Below are 17727 nucleotides of genomic sequence, written 5' to 3'. Positions count from 1 at the left end.
GTGCGGGTGAACTACGAGCCGCTGATCGAGCAGGAGACCGAACGCCTGGCGAAGCTCACGGAGCTCGCCGGTGACCTGTCCGCGCCCGTGCCCTCCTGCCCGGGGTGGACGATGGCCGAGCTGGTCACGCATGTCGGCCAGACGCACCGCTGGGCGGCGCACGTGCTGCGCGACCGGGTGCAGGAGCGCATCTGGTCACGCCAGGTGCCGAGCGGGCTGCCCGAGGGGCGCAGCGGGGACGCCGGGTGGCTGCGGGCCGGCGCGGCCGAGCTGGTGCGTACGCTGCGCGAGACCGACCCGGACACGCCGGTCTGGACCTGGGGCCCGGACCGGCGGGCGGCCTGGTGGCCGCGGCGGATGGCGTACGAGCTGGTCGTGCACCGGGCCGACGCCGAGCTCGCGCTCGGCGTCGACCCGGTGGTCCCGCCGGCGACCGCCGCGGACGGCATCGAGGAGTTCCTGCACAACCTGCCGTCCGCGGTGTGGGTCACCCGGCGGCTGGCTGAGCTCGGCGTGGAGGGGGCCACGATCCACCTCCACGCCACCGACCCCTCCGACGCCGCACCCGTCCCCGGGGGCGTCCGGGGCGAGTGGACGATCACGCAGGGCCCCGGCGGGCGCATCGAGTGGACGCGCGGCCACGCCAAGGGCGACGTCGGCGTCCGCGGCCCGGCCGCGGACCTGTTCCTGCTGCTCTACGGCCGCCGCTCACCGGACGCGCTCACGGTCCACGGTGACCACGCCCTCCTGACCCGCTGGCTCGCCACCGCAGCCTTCTGACCCCGCCCGGCTCGCCGCCGGGGCCCTTCTGGCCCCCAGCAGCCGGGTCAGGGCCGACATGGCCGGGTCAGGGCCCTGGACGCGCCGCCGCTCGGCGATCGGCGGCGTGTCCAGGGCGCGGGGTGACTCCGCGCCGCCCGCGAACCCCTCGTCGTGAGCCCTGAGGGGTAGGGCGGGCGCGCGCGGCCCCGTGGCGGCCGGGATCGGCGGGGAAGGTGCTTCCCCCGGCCCGCGCACGGGTCGTCACCTGCGGTGGAAGATCCCGAAGATGCTGCCCGAGGTGTCCTGGAGATAGGCGAAGTCGGTGCCCGCGCCCTCGCCGACGACCTTGGTGATCACCTTGCCGCCGAGCGCCTCGGTCCGCGCGCAGGTTGCCTCGACGTCGGCCACCTGGACGTGGAAGACCGCGTGGTCGGGGAACTCCCCCTTGGTGTTGAAGAGCCCGCCCGCCGGCTCCCCGCCGCCCGCATAGCTGATCATGCGGTAGTCCATCGGCCCGCCGCCGTCGCCGGCGGCGAACGTCCAGCCGAACAGACCGCCGTAGAACCGCTGGGCGCCTTCGGGGTCGCCGGTCGCGACCTCGAACCAGGTCACCGTGTTGTCCATCGCCATCTCCCTCTTTCTCGAACAAGACAACGATGCATCCGTTGAGCGACAACCCTATGTCGGTGTTTCCTCTTGACTTTTCGAACATCTGAATTACCTAGTCGAGGAGCGTGCCGTGCACGATCAGCTCCGGGACGTCGGTGGCGAAGCCCTCCAGCGGCCGCTCGGGGCAGCGCTCGGCGGTGACGGTCGCGGCCGCGATGCGGTCGAGCCTGAAGACGCGCACGTCGTCGCGGAGCCGGCACCAGGCCACGAGATACCAGAACCCGCCGCGCCCGCCGAGGAAGACGCCTGGCTCGACGTCGCGCGAGGTGAGCGCGCCCTTGGCGTCGGCGTAGTCGAGGCGCAGCACCCGCCGCCGCAGCAGCGCCTCCTCGATGGCGCGCGAGACGTGCTCGGGACCGAGCGGCCGGGACTCCTCGCCGTCCTCGCCGGGACGGCGGACGAGCTGCACCCGGCGGGCCAGCTCGCGGGCCAGCTCACCCTCCTGCCCCGGCATGGCGGCGACGACCTTGCGTAAGGCGCTGTGGGCGTGGCGGCCGAAGGGCTGGTCGCCCGCCTGGCTGAGCGCCACCGCGATGGCCACGGCCTCGGCCGGGCTGAAGTTGAGCGGGGGCAGGGACATCTTCTTGTCGATGGCGTAGCCGCCCTTGCGGCCGGGCTCGGCGTAGATGGGGACGCCCGACTCCTGGAGCGCGGCGATGTCGCGCTCGATCGTGCGTACGCTGACCTCGAACCGCTCGGCGAGCGCGCGGGCGGAGCGGCAGCGGGGCGCGATGGCGCGCAGGTCCTCGACGAGCGCGTAGAGCCGGTCGGTACGATTCACAGCCGTGACGCTACGTGCCGCCACCGACAATCGCGGCCCACGGCGCTCCCCCGCCACAGCCTCCTGTCCGCCCGGCCACGACATTGTCACCCCGCCGGCCACCGTTTCCGGCCTTCGGAGGTGCTTCCCGAGGCGCCCGGCTTTCCGATCGAGCAAAATCGCGCGAACCTGACCATCCTTCCCTCCCTACCGAAGGGTGACATCTCGATGACGCGGAGTTATCACCCGACCGCGAGAAGGAGTAGCGTCCAGTCATGCGCCTGAGAACGATTTTCATCACTGTCCTGGCCGGCTGCGCCACGCTCGTCCCCACGGTTCCTTCCGCCGCCGCGGCGGCCGGCGGCACCGCTCCCTCCTGCGTCGCCCGCATCGCCGACGAGCAGCCGCACGGCCTGATCGTGTGGGTGCGCAACGGCTGCGACAGCACCATGCGGGTCAAGGTCATCATGGACTGGGCCCGCGACACGCCCTGCGTCACGCTGGCCGTCGGGCGCTCGCGGGAGTGGACGTACAAGGTCGGGTCCTACAACCGCACGGTCACCTGCTGAGGCGTCCGGGGCGGGCGCGGGTCCAGTCGAGCAGCCGCTCCAGCGGCCAGGTGTTCACGATCCGGCCGGCCTCGATCCCGCATCTGGCCGCCCGCTCGCAGCCGTACCGCTGCCAGTCGAGCTGGCCGGGCGCGTGCGCGTCGGAGTCGATCGCGAACAGGCAGCCCATCTCGTACGCCAGCCGCATCAGCCGCTTGGGCGGGTCGAGCCGGTCGGGCCGGGAGTTGATCTCGACCGCCACCCCGAACCTGCGGCACGCCTCGAAGACCAGCTCCGCCTCGAACTCCGACTCCGGCCGCTTCACGCCCCGCTCGCCGCCGCCCCGCACCACCCGCCCGGTGCAGTGCCCGAGCACGTCCACCCGTGGGTCGGCGACGGCGGTCACCATGCGGCGGGTCATCTCCTCGCCGTCCATGCGCAGCTTGGAGTGCACGCTGGCGACCACCACGTCCAGCCGGTCCAGCAGCTCGGGCTCCTGGTCGAGCGAGCCGTCGAGGTTGACGTCCACCTCGATGCCGGTGAGGATCCTGAACGGCGCGAGCCGTTCGTTGAGCGCGGCCACCACGTCGAGCTGGCGCTCCAGCCGCTCGGCCGACAATCCCTTGGCGACGGTGAGGCGCGGCGAGTGGTCGGTCAGCGCCCAGTACTCGTGCCCGAGCGAGCGCGCCGCCTCGGCCATCTCCTCGATCGGCGACCCGCCGTCGGACCAGTCGGAGTGGCTGTGCAGGTCGCCCTTGAGCGCGGACCGCAGCGCGGCGGTCTCGGCGTCCAGCTCCACGCCCTCGGTGGCCCGCATCCGCCGCAAATACGTCGGAACCTGGCCGTCGATGCTTTCGTTGATCACCAGTGCGGTGACCTTCCCGATGCCGGGCAGGTCGCCGAGCCCGCCGTCGCGGGCCAGCCGCAGCAGCTCCTCCTCGGGCAGCTCGGCGACGACCGCGGCGGCACGGCGGAAGGCCCGCACGCGGTACGTCGGCTCACCGGCGCGTTCGAGCAGGAAGGCGATCTCGCGCAACGCCTCGACGGGGTTCATGTGTCCCTTCTACCCCACGGTTTCGGACAGGCCGTGTTCGGCGATTGAACGCGGCCGAGAGCCACCGGTAGGCTGATCGGCCACTGAAAGCAGGAGCTACATGGCAAAACCGCCGCAAAACAGATCGAAGCCGCCGCAGGACCGGAAATCCTCAAAAGTCGTCCAGCTCACCATCCTGGGCGTCATCTCCGTGGTCCTCGTCGGCTACTGCGCCGCCACCGCGGACGACGACGAGGTCACCGCCGACTGCGTGGTGCAGCTCGCCGACGGCACGTACGAGGTCGTGGACGACGACTACTGCGACGACGACGACGGCCACGCGCACTACTACGGCGGATCGCGCGGGGCGTACATGTGGTACTACGGCGGCACCCGCACCGGCAACAAGATCCGGGGGGGCACCACCTACCGGCCTACCGACGTGGACATCTCCTCCCGCAGCGGCAAGTCCATCCAGCGTGGCGGCTTCGGCAAGAGCTGGAGCGGCGGGAGCTGAGGCATGCGTCGCGAGCACAGCACTCCCAGGGACGGCTGGGAGAAGACGATCGAGGGGCAGGGCCTGGCCTACCACCGCGCCGCCCACCCCACGGGCCTCACCAGGCCCTACTGGGACGAGTCCGTGCACTACGTCTTCTCGATGGAGGAGATCGAGGCGCTGGAGGAGCAGGTCGAGGAGCTGCACGGCATGTGCCTGCGCGCCGTCGAGCACGTGGTGAGCACCGGCCGCTTCGCCGACTTCGCCGTACCCGAGTGGGCGTGGGAGGAGGTCGCGCGCTCCTGGGAGCGGCGTGACCCGCACCTGTACGGCCGCTTCGACCTGCGCTACGACGGCACCGGCCCGGCCAAGCTGCTGGAGTACAACGCCGACACGCCCACCTCGCTGGTGGAGGCGTCGGTCGTGCAGTGGTTCTGGCTGCAGGACGTCCACCCCGGCGACGACCAGTGGAACTCCCTGCACGAGCGGCTCATCGACCGCTGGCGCGCGCTGCGGCTGCCGCCCGGCCCGGTGCACTTCGCCTTCACCAACGCCGACGAGACCGGCGAGGAGGCCATGACGGTCGCCTACCTGCAGGAGACCGCCGAGCAGGCGGGGCACGCGACGATCTCGGTCGCCATGGAGGACATCGGCTGGGACGACCGCGAACGCCGCTTCGTGGACGCCGGCGACCAGGTGCTCCGCTCGGCGTTCAAGCTCTACCCGTGGGAGTGGATGCTCTCGGACGACTTCGGCCGCCACGCCGTGCGCCACGCCACCTGGGTCGAGCCGCTGTGGAAGGCGCTGCTGTCCAACAAGGCGCTGCTCGCCGTGCTGTGGGAGCTCTATCCCGGGCACCCCTCGCTGCTGCCCGCCTATCTCGACGGGCCGCGCGAGCTCACCTCGTACATCTCCAAGCCGCTGCTCGGCAGGGAGGGCGCCTCCATGAGGATCGTCACCCCCGGGGGCACGCAGGAGACGCCCGGCCGCTACGGCCGCGAGGGCTACGTCCATCAGGGCTTCGAGGCGCTGCCGGAGTTCGGCGGCCAGCGCCCGGTGCTCGGCGCCTGGGTGGTCGCCGACGAGGCCGCCGGGCTCGGCATCAGGGAGAGCACGGGCCTGATCACCGACGACACCTCCTCCTTCGTCCCGCACCGCATCGCCGACTGACATCCCCCTTAGAACGAACCAAGGAACAGACGTGACCCTTCTGGAAACCCTCGCCCGCGGCTCCGGTGCCGTCGCCTCGTACGCCGCCGTGGGCGTGCTGCTCATGATCGTGGGCTTCTACGTGATCGACTGGGCCACGCCGGGCAAGCTGAGCGAGATCATCCGCAGCGGGCGCAACCCCAACGCCACCCTGCTGGCCTCCTCCGCCATGGCGGCGGTCGGCCTGATCGTGGCCGCCTCCATCTGGGCCTCCGGCGGCCGGCTCGCCGAGGGATTGGCGGGCACGGCGGTGTTCGGCCTGGTCGGCATCGTGGTGCAGACCGTGGCGATGCTGGTCTTCGACCGGATCGTCGGCATCTCCGTCCGCGACCTGGTCCAGGAGCCCGAGCTGCAGCCGGGCGCGCGGCTGCTGGCGGTGACGCACGTGGCGATCGGCCTGATCACCGCGGTCGCGGTGATCTGAGCACGGGTTCGGTCAGTCGCGCAGGCCGAGCGGCGTCGCGTTCATCGCGAGCCACCTGGCACTCTAGAGTGCGTGACAGACCGGACCCGGGAGGACACCACACGCAGGCTTGAGCGGGCCATGGGCTCGCTCGGCACCGCGGCGCTGGCCCGCATGGACGAGCAGCTTCCCTGGTTCCGCGCGCTCAGCGCCGAGGACCGCTCCTGGGTGGGGCTCGTCGCGCAGGCCGGCATCGCGGCGTTCGTCGAGTGGTTCTCCAGCGCCGGCGAGGACCGGCCGACACCCAGCATCGAGTTCTTCGGCACCGCTCCGCGCGAGCTCAAGCGCTCGATCTCGCTGCAGCAGACCGTCGACATCGTGCGCGTCGTGGTCGAGGTCGTCGAGGCGCAGACCCACGAGCTGGCCGCGCCCGGCGGCGAGGACCAGCTCCAGCAGGCCATGCTGCGCTACACCCGCGACGTGGCCTTCGCGGCCGCGCACGTCTACGCCCGCGAGGCCGAGGCACGCGGCTCCTGGGACGCCCGGCTGGAGGCGCTGATCGTGGACGCCCTGGTCCGGGGCGAGGTCGACGACGGGCTCCACTCCTGGGCCGCGGCGCTCGGCTGGACCTCCTCCCCCGTGGTCGTCATCGCCGGCCACGCGCCCGAGGGCGACCCCCGCGCGGTCATCGACGGGCTGCGCGAACGCGGCCGCCGCATCGGCATGGACCTGCTGGCCGGCGTACAGGCCGACCGGCTCGTCGTGATCGTCGGCGGGGCCGACGACGTCAACGTCGCGGCCAAGCAGGTCGTGTCCCGCTTCGGCATGGGGCCCATCGTCATCGGCCCCGAGGTGCCCGACCTGCACGCCGCCCCCCGCTCCGCGCGGGCGGCGCTGGCCGGGCTGAAGGCCTCCGCGGGCTGGCCCGACGCGCCCCGTCCTGCCCACGCCGAGGACCTGCTGGCCGAGCGGGCGCTCGACGGCGACGAGGACGCCAGGGAGCAGCTCATCGAGAACGTCTACCTGCCGCTGGCCGGCACGCCGCTGCTCGACACGCTGGCGACCTACCTGGAGCAGGGCACGTCGCTGGAGGCGACCGCGCGGCTGCTGTTCGTCCATCCCAACACCGTGCGCTACCGGCTGAAGAAGATCACCGAGCTGACCGGCTACCAGCCCACGGAGGGCCGCTCGGCCTTCACGCTCCAGGTCGGCCTGATCCTCGGCAGGCTCGCGGAAGCCGCCGTTACATGGCGACCCCTAACGTAATCGGGCCGAAATCATCACTGTGGGGTTCCTACAAATAAGCCTGGACAAAGTTCGTATGGATCTCCAGCCGCGTGTCGAACCTCTACAGGGCATGGTGGAATGCGTGCTTGTACTCGTCGCTCCGGGCCAAGGTGCCCAAACTCCAGGCTTCCTCACTCCCTGGCTCGAGCTGCCCGGTCTCGCCGACCGGCTCGGCGCCTGGTCCGAGGTCGCCGGGATCGACCTGATCGCCTATGGCACGACCGCCGGCGCCGACGAGATCCGTGACACGGCCGTCGCCCAGCCGCTGCTCGTGGCCGCCGCGCTCGCCTCGGCCGAGGCCCTGGGCGTGCAGCCCGACGTGCTCGCCGGCCACAGCGTGGGCGAGTTCGCCGCGGCCGCGCTGGCCGGGGTGCTCACGGCCGAGCAGGCGCTCTCCCTCGTCCGCGAGCGGGCCCAGGCCATGGCCAAGGCCGCGGCGATCACCGAGACCGGCATGACCGCCGTGCTCGGCGGCGCCGAGGACGAGGTGCTGGCCGCCATCGACAGGCACGGGCTCACTCCCGCCAACATCAACGGCGCCGGCCAGATCGTCGCCGGGGGCACGCTGGAGCAGCTCGCGGCCTTCGCCGACGACGCCCCGGCCCGCGCCCGGCTGCGCCCCCTGTCCGTGGCGGGCGCCTTCCACACCCGGCACATGGCGTCGGCCGTGGAGAGCCTGCGCGCCGCCGCCGAGGGCCTCACTCCCGCCGACCCGCGGGTGACACTGCTCTCCAACGCCGACGGCCAATCGGTCGCCGGCGGCGCCGAGTTCGTCGAACGCCTGGTCAAGCAGGTCAGCAGCCCCGTCCGGTGGGACGCCTGCATGGAGACCATGGCCGGGCTCGGCGTCACCCGGATGATCGAGTTGCTGCCCGGCGGCACGCTGACCGGCCTCGCCAAGCGCGGGCTGCGCGGCGTCGAGACCGTGGCGCTGAAGACACCAGACGACCTCGAAGCGGCCAGGGAGCTGATCAAGTGAGGATTCCCGACATCGCCCCCGGCGCCCGGGTGCTGGCGCTCGGCCATTACCAGCCGGCCAATGTCGTCACCAACGACGACCTCGCCAAGACCATGGACACCAACGACGAGTGGATCCAGTCGCGCGTCGGCATCAAGGAGCGCAGGGTCGCCGCCGCGGGCGAGTCGGTCGAGGACATGGCCGCCATCGCGGGCGGCAAGGCGCTCGCCGCGAGCGGGCTGTCGCCCGACGACGTCGACCTGGTGATCGTCGCCACCTGCACGCTGGAGACGCAGATCCCCAACGCCGCGGCCATCGTGGCGCACCGCCTCGGCATCAAGTCGCCGGGCGCGTTCGACGTCAACGCCGCCTGCGCGGGCTTCTGCTACGCGCTCGCCACCGCCAGCGCCGCCGTACGCGGTGGTTCGGCCAGGAACGTCCTGGTCATCGGGAGCGAGAAGCTGTCGCAGTGGGTCGACTGGACCGACCGCTCCACCGCCGTGATCTTCGCGGACGGCGCGGGCGCCGCGGTCGTCGGCCCCGCCGAGACCCCCGGCATCGGCCCCGTGGTCTGGGGCAGCGCCGGCGACAAGTCCGACGCGATCGCGATCCAGGACCGCACGACCTTCCTCCACCAGGAGGGGCAGACGGTCTTCCGCTGGGCCACCACCGCGCTGCACCCGGTGGCCCTGGAGGCCTGCGAGCGGGCGGGCGTCAACCCGTCCGAGCTGTCGGCCTTCGTCCCCCATCAGGCCAACCTGCGCATCATCGAGGCGATCGCCCGTAAGCTGGGCGCCGACAAGGCCGCGGTGGCGCGCGACATCGTCACCGCGGGAAACACCTCCGCCGCCTCCATCCCGCTCGCGCTCTCGCGCATGCTGGAGCGCGGCGAGGTGCAGTCCGGCGGGCTGGCGCTCGTGCTGGGCTTCGGCGCGGGGCTCACGTACGCGGGCCAAGTGATCGAGATCCCGTAGGATCCCGCCCGCACCACTCGCTTGCGCGGTCCTCGGGCCGCGCGGATCCAAGAAAAACTAAAGGAGAACAACGACATGGCTGCCACCGAGCAGGACATCCTTGCGGGCCTCGGCAAGATCATCAACGAGATCACCGGGATTCCGGCCTCCGAGGTGACCCCCGAGAAGAGCTTCGTGGACGACCTCGACATCGACTCCCTGTCCATGGTCGAGATCGCCGTGGCCGCCCAGGACGAGTTCGGCGTCGAGATCCCCGACGACCAGCTCAAGAACCTGAAGACGGTCAAGGACGTCCTCAACTTCATCCAGGGCTGAAAACCACCGCAGTACACAACTGATCACCAGCAAGGAGCGCGAAACGTGAGTGCGAACCGGGTACGTGTCGTCGTCACCGGGCTTGGCGCGACGACGCCCGTCGGTGGAGACGTCACCTCGACCTGGGCGGCGCTCCTCGCCGGTCAGTCGGGTGTCGAGACCCTCGCCGCGGACTGGATCGACACCGTCCCCGTGAAGTTCGCGGGGACGGCCGCCGTCGATCCGGCCGAGGTGCTGCCCCGGCCCGAGGCCCGCAGGCTCGACCGCAGCGAGCAGTTCGCGCTGGTGGCCGCACGGGAGGCCTGGCAGGACGCCGGCGCCCCCGAGGTGGCTCCCGAGCGGCTGGGCGTGGTGGTCTCCAGCGGCATCGGCGGCATCACCACCACGCTGAACGCCTACGACACCTACCGTGAGCGGGGCTGGAACCGCCTGTCGCCGTTCACCGTGCCCATGCTCATGCCCAACGGCCCGGCCGCCTGGATCGGCCTCGACCTGGGCGCTCAGGCGGGCGTGCACGCCACCGTGTCGGCGTGCGCCTCCGGCGCCGAGGCCATCGGCAGCGCCATGGACATGATCAGGGCCGGCCGCGCCGACGTCGTGGTGGCCGGCGGCACCGAGGCCGCCATCCACGGCCTCAACATCGCGGCCTTCGCCGCCGCGCGGGCCATGTCCACCCGCAACGACGACCCGGCCGGCGCGTCCCGCCCGTGGGACCGCGACCGCGACGGGTTCGTGCTCGGCGAGGGCGCCGGCATCATCGTGCTGGAGTCCGAGGAGCACGCCAAGGCGCGCGGCGCGCGCATCTACGCCTACTGCGCGGGCGTCGGCTACTCCGCCGACGCGCACCACATCACCCAGCCCGAGCCCGAGGGCCGGGGCATCATCATGGCCATGACCCAGGCGCTCAACAACGCCGGCGTCTCCGGCCAGGACATCAAGCACGTCAACGCGCACGCCACCTCGACCCCCGCGGGCGACGTCGGCGAGGTCCGGGCGATCGCCAAGGCCATCGGCACGCACCCGCTGGTCACCTCGACCAAGTCCATGACCGGGCACCTGCTCGGCGGCGCCGGCGGCATCGAGTCCGTCTTCACCATCAAGGCGCTGCAGGACCGGATCGTCCCCGCCACCATCAACCTGCACGACCTCGACGACGGCATCGAGGTGGATCTCGTCCACGGCGAGAATCGCAAGCTGCCCGAAGGCGACATCGCCGCAGTGAACAACTCGTTCGGCTTCGGCGGACACAACGTGTCCGTCGTGTTCAAGGGGGCTTAAATGACCGTGCTCGACAACGGGGTGGTGACGCCCGGCTCCGAACAGGAGCCCGCCGATCCCCGTGACCCACTCGTCCGCCTGTCAGCCCTGCTCGACGAGGGCTCGCTGCGGCTGATCACCCCGGAGGACAAGAGCGGCGTCCTCGCCGCCATGGGCCGCGTCGAAGGCGTGCCCGTCGTCTCCTTCTGCAGTGACGCCCGCTTCCAGGGCGGTGCGATGGGCAGCGAAGGCTGCGAGCACATCGTCCACGCCTACGACGTCGCCGTACGCGAGCGGGTGCCGGTCATCGGCATCTGGCACTCCGGCGGCGCCCGCCTCACCGAGGGCGTCGAGTCGCTGCACGCGGTCGGCAGGGTCTTCGCCGCCATGACCAAGGCGTCCGGGGTCGTCCCGCAGATCTCCGTGGTCGTCGGCCCGGCCGCGGGCGGCGCCGCCTACGGGCCGGCGCTCACCGACCTGGTCATCCTGGCCGACACCGGCCGCATCTTCGTCACCGGCCCCGACGTCGTCCGCAGCGTCACCGGCGAGAGCGTCGACGCCGCCGCGCTCGGCGGCCCCGAGCCGCACAGCAAGCGCAGCGGCGTCGTGCACGTCGTCACCAAGACCGAGACCGACGCCTACGTCAGGGCGCGCCAGCTCGCCACGCTCCTCGGCCACCAGGGGCGGGTGCGCGCGGGAGAAATCGAGGAAGTGGACTTCTCCACGCTGCTGCCGGAGTCCGCGCGGCGGGCCTACGACGTCAAGCCGCTCGTCAACGGCCTGCTCGACGAGCCCGGCATCGAGCTGCACCCCAAGTGGGCGCCGAACATCGTCACCTCGCTCGGCCGCCTCGGGGGCCGGACCGTCGGCGTCATCGCCAACAACCCGATGCGGCTCGGCGGCTGCCTCGACGCCACGTCCGCCGAGAAGGCCGCCCGGTTCGTACGCATGTGTGACGCGTTCGGCGTGCCGTTGGTTGTCCTGGTGGACGTTCCCGGTTATCTGCCGGGCGTCGGGCAGGAGCACGACGGCGTCGTACGGCGCGGCGCCAAGCTCCTGCACGCCTTCGCCGAGGCCTCGGTGCCGCGCGTCACGCTCGTCACGCGCAAGGCGTACGGCGGGGCGTACATCGCCATGAACTCCCGCGCCCTCGGCGCCACCAGGGTCTTCGCCTGGCCCACGACCGAGGTCGCGGTCATGGGTCCCGTGGCGGCGGTGCGCATCCTCAAGCGGCGTGAGCTGGCCGCCGCGGCCGAGGAGGATCGGGCGGCGCTGGAGGAGCGGCTGGCCGAGGAGCACCAGAAGCTGGCCGGCGGGCTCGAACGCGCTCAGGAGCTCGGGGTCATCGACGAGGTGATCAGCCCCGGGGAGACGCGCGGCGCCATCGCCAAGGTCCTCACCCAGGCCACCCCCGCCCGGGGCGCCCACGGCAACATCCCCCTGTAACACCGGCTTTCTCCGAAAGGCCCCGCACTCGCCCTGCTCTCGGCGGCGAGCGCGGGGCCTTTCGGCGTCATGAGCAGCGGGCGCCGCCCAGCCCAGAAGCGGCCGCACCTTGCAGGGACCGGCCGCCATCCGGCGCGTACTCGCGCGCCGCACAGCCCAGAAGGCGCCCCGCCTCGGTCCGCCGCGACCCGGCGCCTCCTCACGCCCGCGCACAGCCCAAAAGGCCCCGCACCGGCGATCGGTGGGGGCCTTTTCAGGGGGAGGTCGGGTGGGCGCCGGTCAGACGGCGGCGTGCAGCCAGCGGACGGGAGCGCCGTCCCCGGCGTACCGGAAAGGCTCCAGCTCCTCGTCCCACGGCCGGCCGAGCAGCTTGTCGAGCTCTTCCTCGAGCACGCAGCGCCCCTGGGCGGCCAGCATCATCGCGGCCCTGAGCCGGTCCTCGGGGACCATGATGTCGCCGTTGACCCCGATGACCGCCGTGAAGGCGCCCAGGGTCGGCGTATAGCAGTGCCGGGAGCCGTCCACGCCCGGCGAGGCGTCCTCGGTGATCTCGAACCTGAGCCGCTGCCAGCCCATGAGCGAGGAGGCGATGGCGGCCGCGATGCCGGGCCTGCCCTCCCACTCGGCCTGCGCCCGTACGACGTTGGGCGCGGCGGGCTGCGGCGTCCACGTCAGGTCTACGGGCACGCCAAGGACACCCGCGACCGCCCATTCGATATGAGGGCACAGCGCGGGCTGAGCCGAGTGGACGTAAAGGACGCCACGTGCAGACACCGGACCTCCCGTTCGGTACGAGGTGCGCCTTCCCCAACGGCCTCGTACATAGGGATGATCACAAGTGACTAGGGAGAGACTACCGTCGGTCGCCACCCGGCACCAGTGGGGGGCCATACCAAGTTGGTGCGGGAGTGTCGCGTGACACCTGGTGCGGGCGGGAAACATACGTCGCCATGAACTTCCAATCTGTCGGCGAGGCGCTCATCCGGCCAGGTCAGCTGCTGGGCGACCGGAGCACCTTGTCCGCCGTCGCCCGGTGGACCCAGGCCGTCTCCGAGGCGGACGGGGTCTGCGTCGCGCACCTGTCGCCCGGGGTGGACCCCTGCGAGCTCGCCTCCGAGCTGCACGCCAGGGGCCTGCGGGCCTCACCCAACCACGTGTTCCGCGGCCAGCCGCTGTTCTTCGGCGGCCCGGCGTCGCGGCCGTTCCCGGTGGAGCCGATCCCGTACCGGCCGGTCAGGAACCGTTCCGCGGCGACGGTGGCGGTGCTCGACACGGGCGTGGCCAAGCATCCGTGGTGGTCGGGCACGGAGTGGTTCGCCCGCGTGGGCCCGGAGGACGCCGACGCGGCCGAGGGACAGCAGGCGGGGCACGGGACGTTCATCGCGGGCCTGCTGGCGCGCCTGGCGCCCGGCGTGTCGCTGCGCGTGCGGCGGGTGCTGGACGGCGACGGCGTCGGCGACGAGGCGAGCGTGATCCGCGCGCTGCACCGCCTGCGCGAGGACCCGCCCGACGTGATCAACCTGTCCTTCGGCGGCCACACCTTCGACGACCGGCCGCCGCCCCTGCTGAACGACGCGATCGCGGCGCTGAGCGACACCGTGACCGTGGCCTGCGCCGGCAACACCGCCTCCGACCGCCCGTTCTGGCCGGCGGCGCTGCCCGCCGTGGTCGGCGTGGCGGCGCTGGAGGCGACGGGGCGGCGGCGCGCCGCCTACTCCGGCTACGGCACGTGGGTGGACGCCTGCGCGCGCGGCGACTGGCTGGAGAGCAGCTATCCGGACCTCGGCGAGTTCGGCGGGTTCGCGACGTGGAGCGGCACGTCGTTCGCCGCGGCCCTGGTGTCGGGGACGATCGCGGCCGCGGCCGTCGCCGAGCCGGCCAAGGAGGTGGTGCGGCGGATGCTCGACGGGGATGGCGCCCGGCAAATTCCCGATCTGGGAGTTGTCGTTCCGGCGAGTCTGTAGAGTTTACGCTCAGTCCACGTTCGATCACGGGGAGGAATGATCGCCTCCCCGTCCCTGACGTGAAGGAGTCCTCGTGCACCCCCAGCGCGCCCCAGCGGAGCTGCTGCGAGCCGCCGCCGACGGTGACCGGTCGGCGTGGGACGCGCTCGAGGCCGAGTTCGGCCCGCTCATGTGGGCGGTGGCCCGCGCGAGCGGGCTCGGCGCCGCCGACGCGGCCGACGTGGTGCAGGGCGGCTGGCTGCGGCTGCTGCAGCGCCTGGAGGACATCAGGGAGCCCGAGCGGCTGGGCGCGTGGCTGGCCACGGTCGTGCGCCGCGAGGCGCTGCAGATCCTGCGCGAGGGCCGCCGTTCCGGCGTCCACGTCCTGGCGGCGGTCGAGGAGCCCGAGCCGGGCGCGGCCGTCCTCCGCGACGACGACCGGCAGTTGCTCTGGAAGGCGGTCTCCACCATGCACGAGCCCTGCCGCACACTGCTGCAGCTGGTCGCGATCGACCTCGGGAGCCGGCAGACCGCTGCCCGGCTCGGGATGCCCATCGGCAGCGTCGGTCCCACCCGGGCCCGCTGCCTGGAAAAACTGCGCACTCTGATCTCATCTCAGGAGATGGCGCAATGATCGACGACGAGTATTTCCTGGCGGCGCTCCGGCTGGCCGCGGGCACCGACCCGCCCCCGGCCCACGTGACCACCGCCGCGCGTGAGGTCTACGGCCTGCGCGTCGCGGGCTCGCTCACCGCCGCCCCGGTCGCCGAGGCCATGCTCGCCGGCGCGGGGGCGCGGGGCGAGGACGGCTCGCACCTGGTGCGGTTCGTCGCCGACGGGCTGACGTTCGACCTGGAGGTGACGGTCGGCGACGGGCTCATCGACGTGGCCGGGCAGGTGCTCCCCTATCCCGGGGAGGACACGCTGGTCGACGTACGCACCCCGCATCTGACGTTGTCCCGGCGGATCAGCCGCAACGGCTGTTTCGCGGCCACCGGGCTGCCTCCGGGCTGGCTCAGCGTGGTCTGCCATCGGCCGGGGCACGCGCCCGTACAGACCCGCTGGGTGCGCATCCGACCGTGATCCGCCCGGCCACCTGGACCCGCGGCCCCGAAGGGAGGGGCATGTCCTCAGCCGACCGTTCCCCTCGGGGCCGGCCATGAGCGACGCCCCCTGTCTGCTCGTCGAGGCGGCCGAGGCGGCCATGCTGCGTTCGCTGGTCGATCCCGAGCACGCCCTGCGCGCCGCCGGCGCGGTGCTCGCCGCCGCCCGCCGGTCCGGCGCCTGCGAGGCCGAGGCCGTGGCGCTGCGGGCCATGGCGCTGGCCGACCGCGAGCTGGGCGACCTCGACAGCGCCGAGCGCCACCTGCGGGCCGCGATCGCCGTGCCGGGCGCGCCGCGCGAGCGGGTGGCGCAGGCGCGGCTGTCGCTGGTCACCGTACGCACCGAGCTCGGCCATCCCCTCCAGGCCCTCCGCGTGGCCGCCCTGGCCTGGGCCTACCTGCGCCCGCTCGACCGGGCCAAGCTCGACACCCAGCGCGCGGTCGCGCTCGCCCACCTGGGCCGCCATCAGGAGGCCATCGCCTCCTGCGACCGGGCGCTGCGCGCCCTCGTGCACGCCCCCGGCACCGTGGACGACCGCAGGTTCCTCGCGGGCGGGCTGCTCAACCGGGGCCTGGTCCGCTGCTGGCGGGGCGAGTGGGAGGCCGCCATGCGCGACCTCACCGCCTGCCTGGAGATCTCCCAGCACGCGGGCCTGCGCCACCTCGCCCGGCTCTCGGCCGCCAACCTGCCCTTCCTCTCCGTACGCAGGGGCGACATCGCCGGCGCCTTCCACTACTACCGGGAGGCCGAGGACACGCTGTTCGGCTATCCGGAGCGGCTCGCGACCATGCGGGCCGACTTCGCCGGCGCCCTGCTGGCCGCTCACCTGCCCGGCGAGGCCAGGGCGATGCTCGAGTTGGCCGTGCCCGACCTGGAGGCGTGCGGGGCGCGGGTGACGCTCGCCGAGGCGCGGCTGAAGCTGGCCCAGGTCGAGCTGCTCACCGGCGACCCGCACCGGGCGCTGCAGGTCGGCGAGCAGGCGGCGGAGGAGCTGGCCGGGCAGGAACGCACCTCGTGGCTGCCGCTGGCCAGAGAGGTCGTGCTGCGCTCGCGCCTCGCCCTCGGGCCCGTCACGCCCGAGCTGGTGTCCGGCCTGATCGCCTGCGCCGACGAGCTGGAGGACGGTCTCGCCCAGCTCCCGGGAGCGGCGGCGCTGCGGCTCACGGCGGCCGAGGCGGCGCTCGCGGTCGACGACCATCCGGCTGCCTCGGCGCAGCTCGCCCGGCTGACCCGGCACGCGGCCGTGGACGAGCGGCTGGACGAGCGGCCCGACGAGCCGTACTCCGGCGGGCGGCTGGCCGGCGAGTGGCAGGTGCCCGCGCCGGTGCGGCAGCACGCGCTGGCGCTGGAGGCGGCGCTGCGCGAGGACGTGCCGGGCGCCTTCCGCGCGGTACGCGAAGGGCTGACCGAGATCGGCGAGGGCGTGGAGTGCTTCGACGACCCGTCGCTGCGGGCCCACGCGGCGCGGGCCGGGGAGCGGCTGGCGGCGTTCGGGCTCTCGCTGGCGGTGCGGGAGGGCCGGCCGGACGACGTGTTCGAGTGGGCCGAGCGGTGGCGGGCCGTCACGGCGCCCGCGCACGGCTCACCGGCGACCGATCCCGAGCGGGTGCGCGCGGAGCTGGGCCCGGGCGCCCTGGTGGAGTTCGTGATCGACGGGGAGTCGCTGCTCGCGGTGCTGGTCGGCGGGGAGCGGGTGCTGCTGCGCTGGCTGGGCGGGGTGCGGGCGGTGGAGGAGGCGGTCGTACGACTGCGCTACGCGCTGCGGCGGCACGGCGAGCGGCGCGACTGGTCCGGATCCGCGGGCCCGGACCGCGGGAACGATCTGGAGGTCGCGGCGCAGGAGGTGGACCGGCTGCTGTTCGGGCCGCTGGACGCCGAGCTGGGCGGCGGGCCGCTGGTGGTGGTGCCGGTCGGAGCCCTGCACACGCTGCCCTGGAGCGCGCTGCCCAGCCTGCGCGAACGTCCGGTCGGCGTGGCGGCCAGCGCCGCCGGCTGGCTGCGGGCACGGGCGCGGCACGACCGGCGCGGCGCGGACGCGCCCCGGGTCGCCGCGGCGGCCGGGCCCGGGCTGACGCACGCGCACGCCGAGGTGGCGCACGTCCTGGCCTGCCATCGCGTCGCCGCCGAGATCCCCGCGCGCGGCGGCCGCGTCCTCGACGCCCTCGGCGAGGTGGACGTGCTGCACCTGGCCGCGCACGGCGTCTTCCACGCCCGCAGCCCTCTGATGTCCGGCATCACCCTGGACGACGGGCTGCTGATGGCCTACGACCTGCTGACGCTGGATCGGGCGCCGGAGCTGGTGGTGCTGTCGGCGTGCAACTCCGGCATGTCGCGCGCGCCGGTCGAGGGGGCGCCGCTGGGGCTGCCGGGGACGTTCCTGGCGCAGGGGACGTCGTGCGTGATCGCCGGGATGGTGCCGGTGCAGGACGAGGCGGCGCGGGCGGTGATGACCGCCTTCCACGAGCTCGTCGCGGTCGGGCAGCCGCCGGCCGCGGCCCTCGCCGCCGCCGCGGCCAAGACCGGCGTGTACGAGTTCACCTGCTTCGGCGCGGGCGACCGGCCG

The 17727-nt window shown here is 73.1% G+C and carries 19 protein-coding genes; 15 read left to right on the top strand and 4 right to left on the bottom strand.

What is annotated here, in order from left to right:
• Positions 1-6 precede the first annotated feature (6 nt).
• Positions 7-780 (top strand): maleylpyruvate isomerase family mycothiol-dependent enzyme, encoded by a 774-nt coding sequence (locus AC27IY_RS36350; RefSeq protein ID WP_487180812.1) that lies wholly within the window; start codon positions 7-9, stop codon positions 778-780.
• A 243-nt stretch (positions 781-1023) separates the two neighbouring features.
• Here AC27IY_RS36350 and AC27IY_RS36345 read toward each other — a convergent pair whose 3' ends face one another.
• Both AC27IY_RS36345 and AC27IY_RS36340 read right to left on the bottom strand, forming a co-directional pair.
• Positions 1024-1386: a VOC family protein gene (locus AC27IY_RS36345; RefSeq protein WP_487180811.1), complete on the bottom strand. Its 363-nt coding sequence runs from the start codon at positions 1384-1386 to the stop codon at positions 1024-1026.
• Between the two features lie 97 nt (positions 1387-1483).
• Positions 1484-2212 carry a helix-turn-helix transcriptional regulator gene (locus tag AC27IY_RS36340; protein ID WP_487180810.1) on the bottom strand — a complete coding sequence of 243 codons (729 nt, stop codon included), beginning with the start codon at positions 2210-2212 and terminating at the stop codon, positions 1484-1486.
• A gap of 254 nt (positions 2213-2466) precedes the next feature.
• On the opposite strand from AC27IY_RS36340, the gene AC27IY_RS36335 reads away from it, so the two are divergent.
• Entirely contained in the window at positions 2467-2760 is a 294-nt protein-coding gene (locus AC27IY_RS36335; protein ID WP_487180809.1) for a hypothetical protein, read from the top strand.
• Here the strand turns inward: AC27IY_RS36335 and AC27IY_RS36330 are convergent.
• On the bottom strand, positions 2750-3793 hold the full coding sequence (locus AC27IY_RS36330) for a PHP domain-containing protein (RefSeq protein ID WP_487180807.1): 1044 nt from the start codon (positions 3791-3793) through the stop codon (positions 2750-2752). The two genes, AC27IY_RS36335 and AC27IY_RS36330, sit on opposite strands and share 11 nt — an antisense overlap.
• A 100-nt stretch (positions 3794-3893) precedes the next feature.
• Here AC27IY_RS36330 and AC27IY_RS36325 point away from each other — a divergent pair, with 100 nt between their 5' ends.
• The 9 genes from AC27IY_RS36325 (at position 3894) to AC27IY_RS36285 (ending at position 12117) form a co-directional block, all read left to right on the top strand.
• Positions 3894-4289, top strand: coding sequence for a hypothetical protein (locus AC27IY_RS36325; protein ID WP_344212660.1), 396 nt, complete (start codon positions 3894-3896; stop codon positions 4287-4289).
• Positions 4290-4292: 3 nt separating this feature from the next.
• Positions 4293-5438 (top strand): glutathionylspermidine synthase family protein, encoded by a 1146-nt coding sequence (locus tag AC27IY_RS36320; RefSeq protein WP_371251948.1) that lies wholly within the window; start codon positions 4293-4295, stop codon positions 5436-5438.
• Positions 5439-5469: 31 nt separating this feature from the next.
• Positions 5470-5901 carry a DUF350 domain-containing protein gene (locus AC27IY_RS36315; RefSeq protein WP_344212664.1) on the top strand — a complete coding sequence of 144 codons (432 nt, stop codon included), beginning with the start codon at positions 5470-5472 and terminating at the stop codon, positions 5899-5901.
• Between the two features lie 120 nt (positions 5902-6021).
• Positions 6022-7146, top strand: a complete 1125-nt coding sequence (locus AC27IY_RS36310; protein ID WP_364445149.1) for a PucR family transcriptional regulator — start codon at positions 6022-6024, stop codon at positions 7144-7146.
• Positions 7147-7249: 103 nt separating this feature from the next.
• Positions 7250-8146, top strand: a complete 897-nt coding sequence (locus AC27IY_RS36305) for an ACP S-malonyltransferase (protein WP_423450952.1) — start codon at positions 7250-7252, stop codon at positions 8144-8146.
• Complete coding sequence (locus AC27IY_RS36300; RefSeq protein WP_487180806.1) at positions 8143-9099, top strand: beta-ketoacyl-ACP synthase III; 957 nt, start codon at positions 8143-8145, stop codon at positions 9097-9099. The genes AC27IY_RS36305 and AC27IY_RS36300 overlap by 4 nt, the downstream gene beginning before the upstream one ends.
• Positions 9100-9174: 75 nt before the next feature.
• Entirely contained in the window at positions 9175-9414 is a 240-nt protein-coding gene (locus AC27IY_RS36295; protein WP_020541957.1) for an acyl carrier protein, read from the top strand.
• Between the two features lie 45 nt (positions 9415-9459).
• Positions 9460-10692: a beta-ketoacyl-ACP synthase II gene (gene fabF / locus AC27IY_RS36290; protein WP_344212671.1), complete on the top strand. Its 1233-nt coding sequence runs from the start codon at positions 9460-9462 to the stop codon at positions 10690-10692.
• On the top strand, positions 10693-12117 hold the full coding sequence (locus AC27IY_RS36285; protein ID WP_449946370.1) for an acyl-CoA carboxylase subunit beta: 1425 nt from the start codon (positions 10693-10695) through the stop codon (positions 12115-12117).
• Between the two features lie 279 nt (positions 12118-12396).
• On the opposite strand, the gene AC27IY_RS36280 is transcribed toward AC27IY_RS36285, so the two are convergent.
• Positions 12397-12891: a DUF3145 domain-containing protein gene (locus AC27IY_RS36280; protein ID WP_091092164.1), complete on the bottom strand. Its 495-nt coding sequence runs from the start codon at positions 12889-12891 to the stop codon at positions 12397-12399.
• Between the two features lie 176 nt (positions 12892-13067).
• Between AC27IY_RS36280 and AC27IY_RS36275 the strand changes: the two genes are divergently transcribed.
• The 4 genes from AC27IY_RS36275 to AC27IY_RS36260 all read left to right on the top strand — a co-directional run.
• Positions 13068-14081 carry a S8 family peptidase gene (locus AC27IY_RS36275; protein WP_344212676.1) on the top strand — a complete coding sequence of 338 codons (1014 nt, stop codon included), beginning with the start codon at positions 13068-13070 and terminating at the stop codon, positions 14079-14081.
• Positions 14082-14154: 73 nt separating this feature from the next.
• Positions 14155-14694, top strand: coding sequence for an RNA polymerase sigma factor (locus AC27IY_RS36270; protein WP_344212678.1), 540 nt, complete (start codon positions 14155-14157; stop codon positions 14692-14694).
• A complete protein-coding gene (locus tag AC27IY_RS36265) occupies positions 14691-15143 on the top strand; it encodes a hypothetical protein (RefSeq protein ID WP_423450954.1) in 453 nt (150 codons plus the stop codon). Before AC27IY_RS36270 ends, AC27IY_RS36265 begins: the two co-directional genes overlap by 4 nt.
• Positions 15144-15219: 76 nt before the next feature.
• Positions 15220-17727, top strand: a 2508-nt coding sequence (locus tag AC27IY_RS36260) for a CHAT domain-containing protein (protein WP_487180805.1), incomplete at its 3' end; no start/stop codon positions are given.

The organism is Nonomuraea sp. B208 (assembly GCF_057536035.1).
The sequence above is the reverse complement of the archived record's forward strand: the minus strand, read 5'-3'. Positions and strand labels throughout refer to the sequence as shown.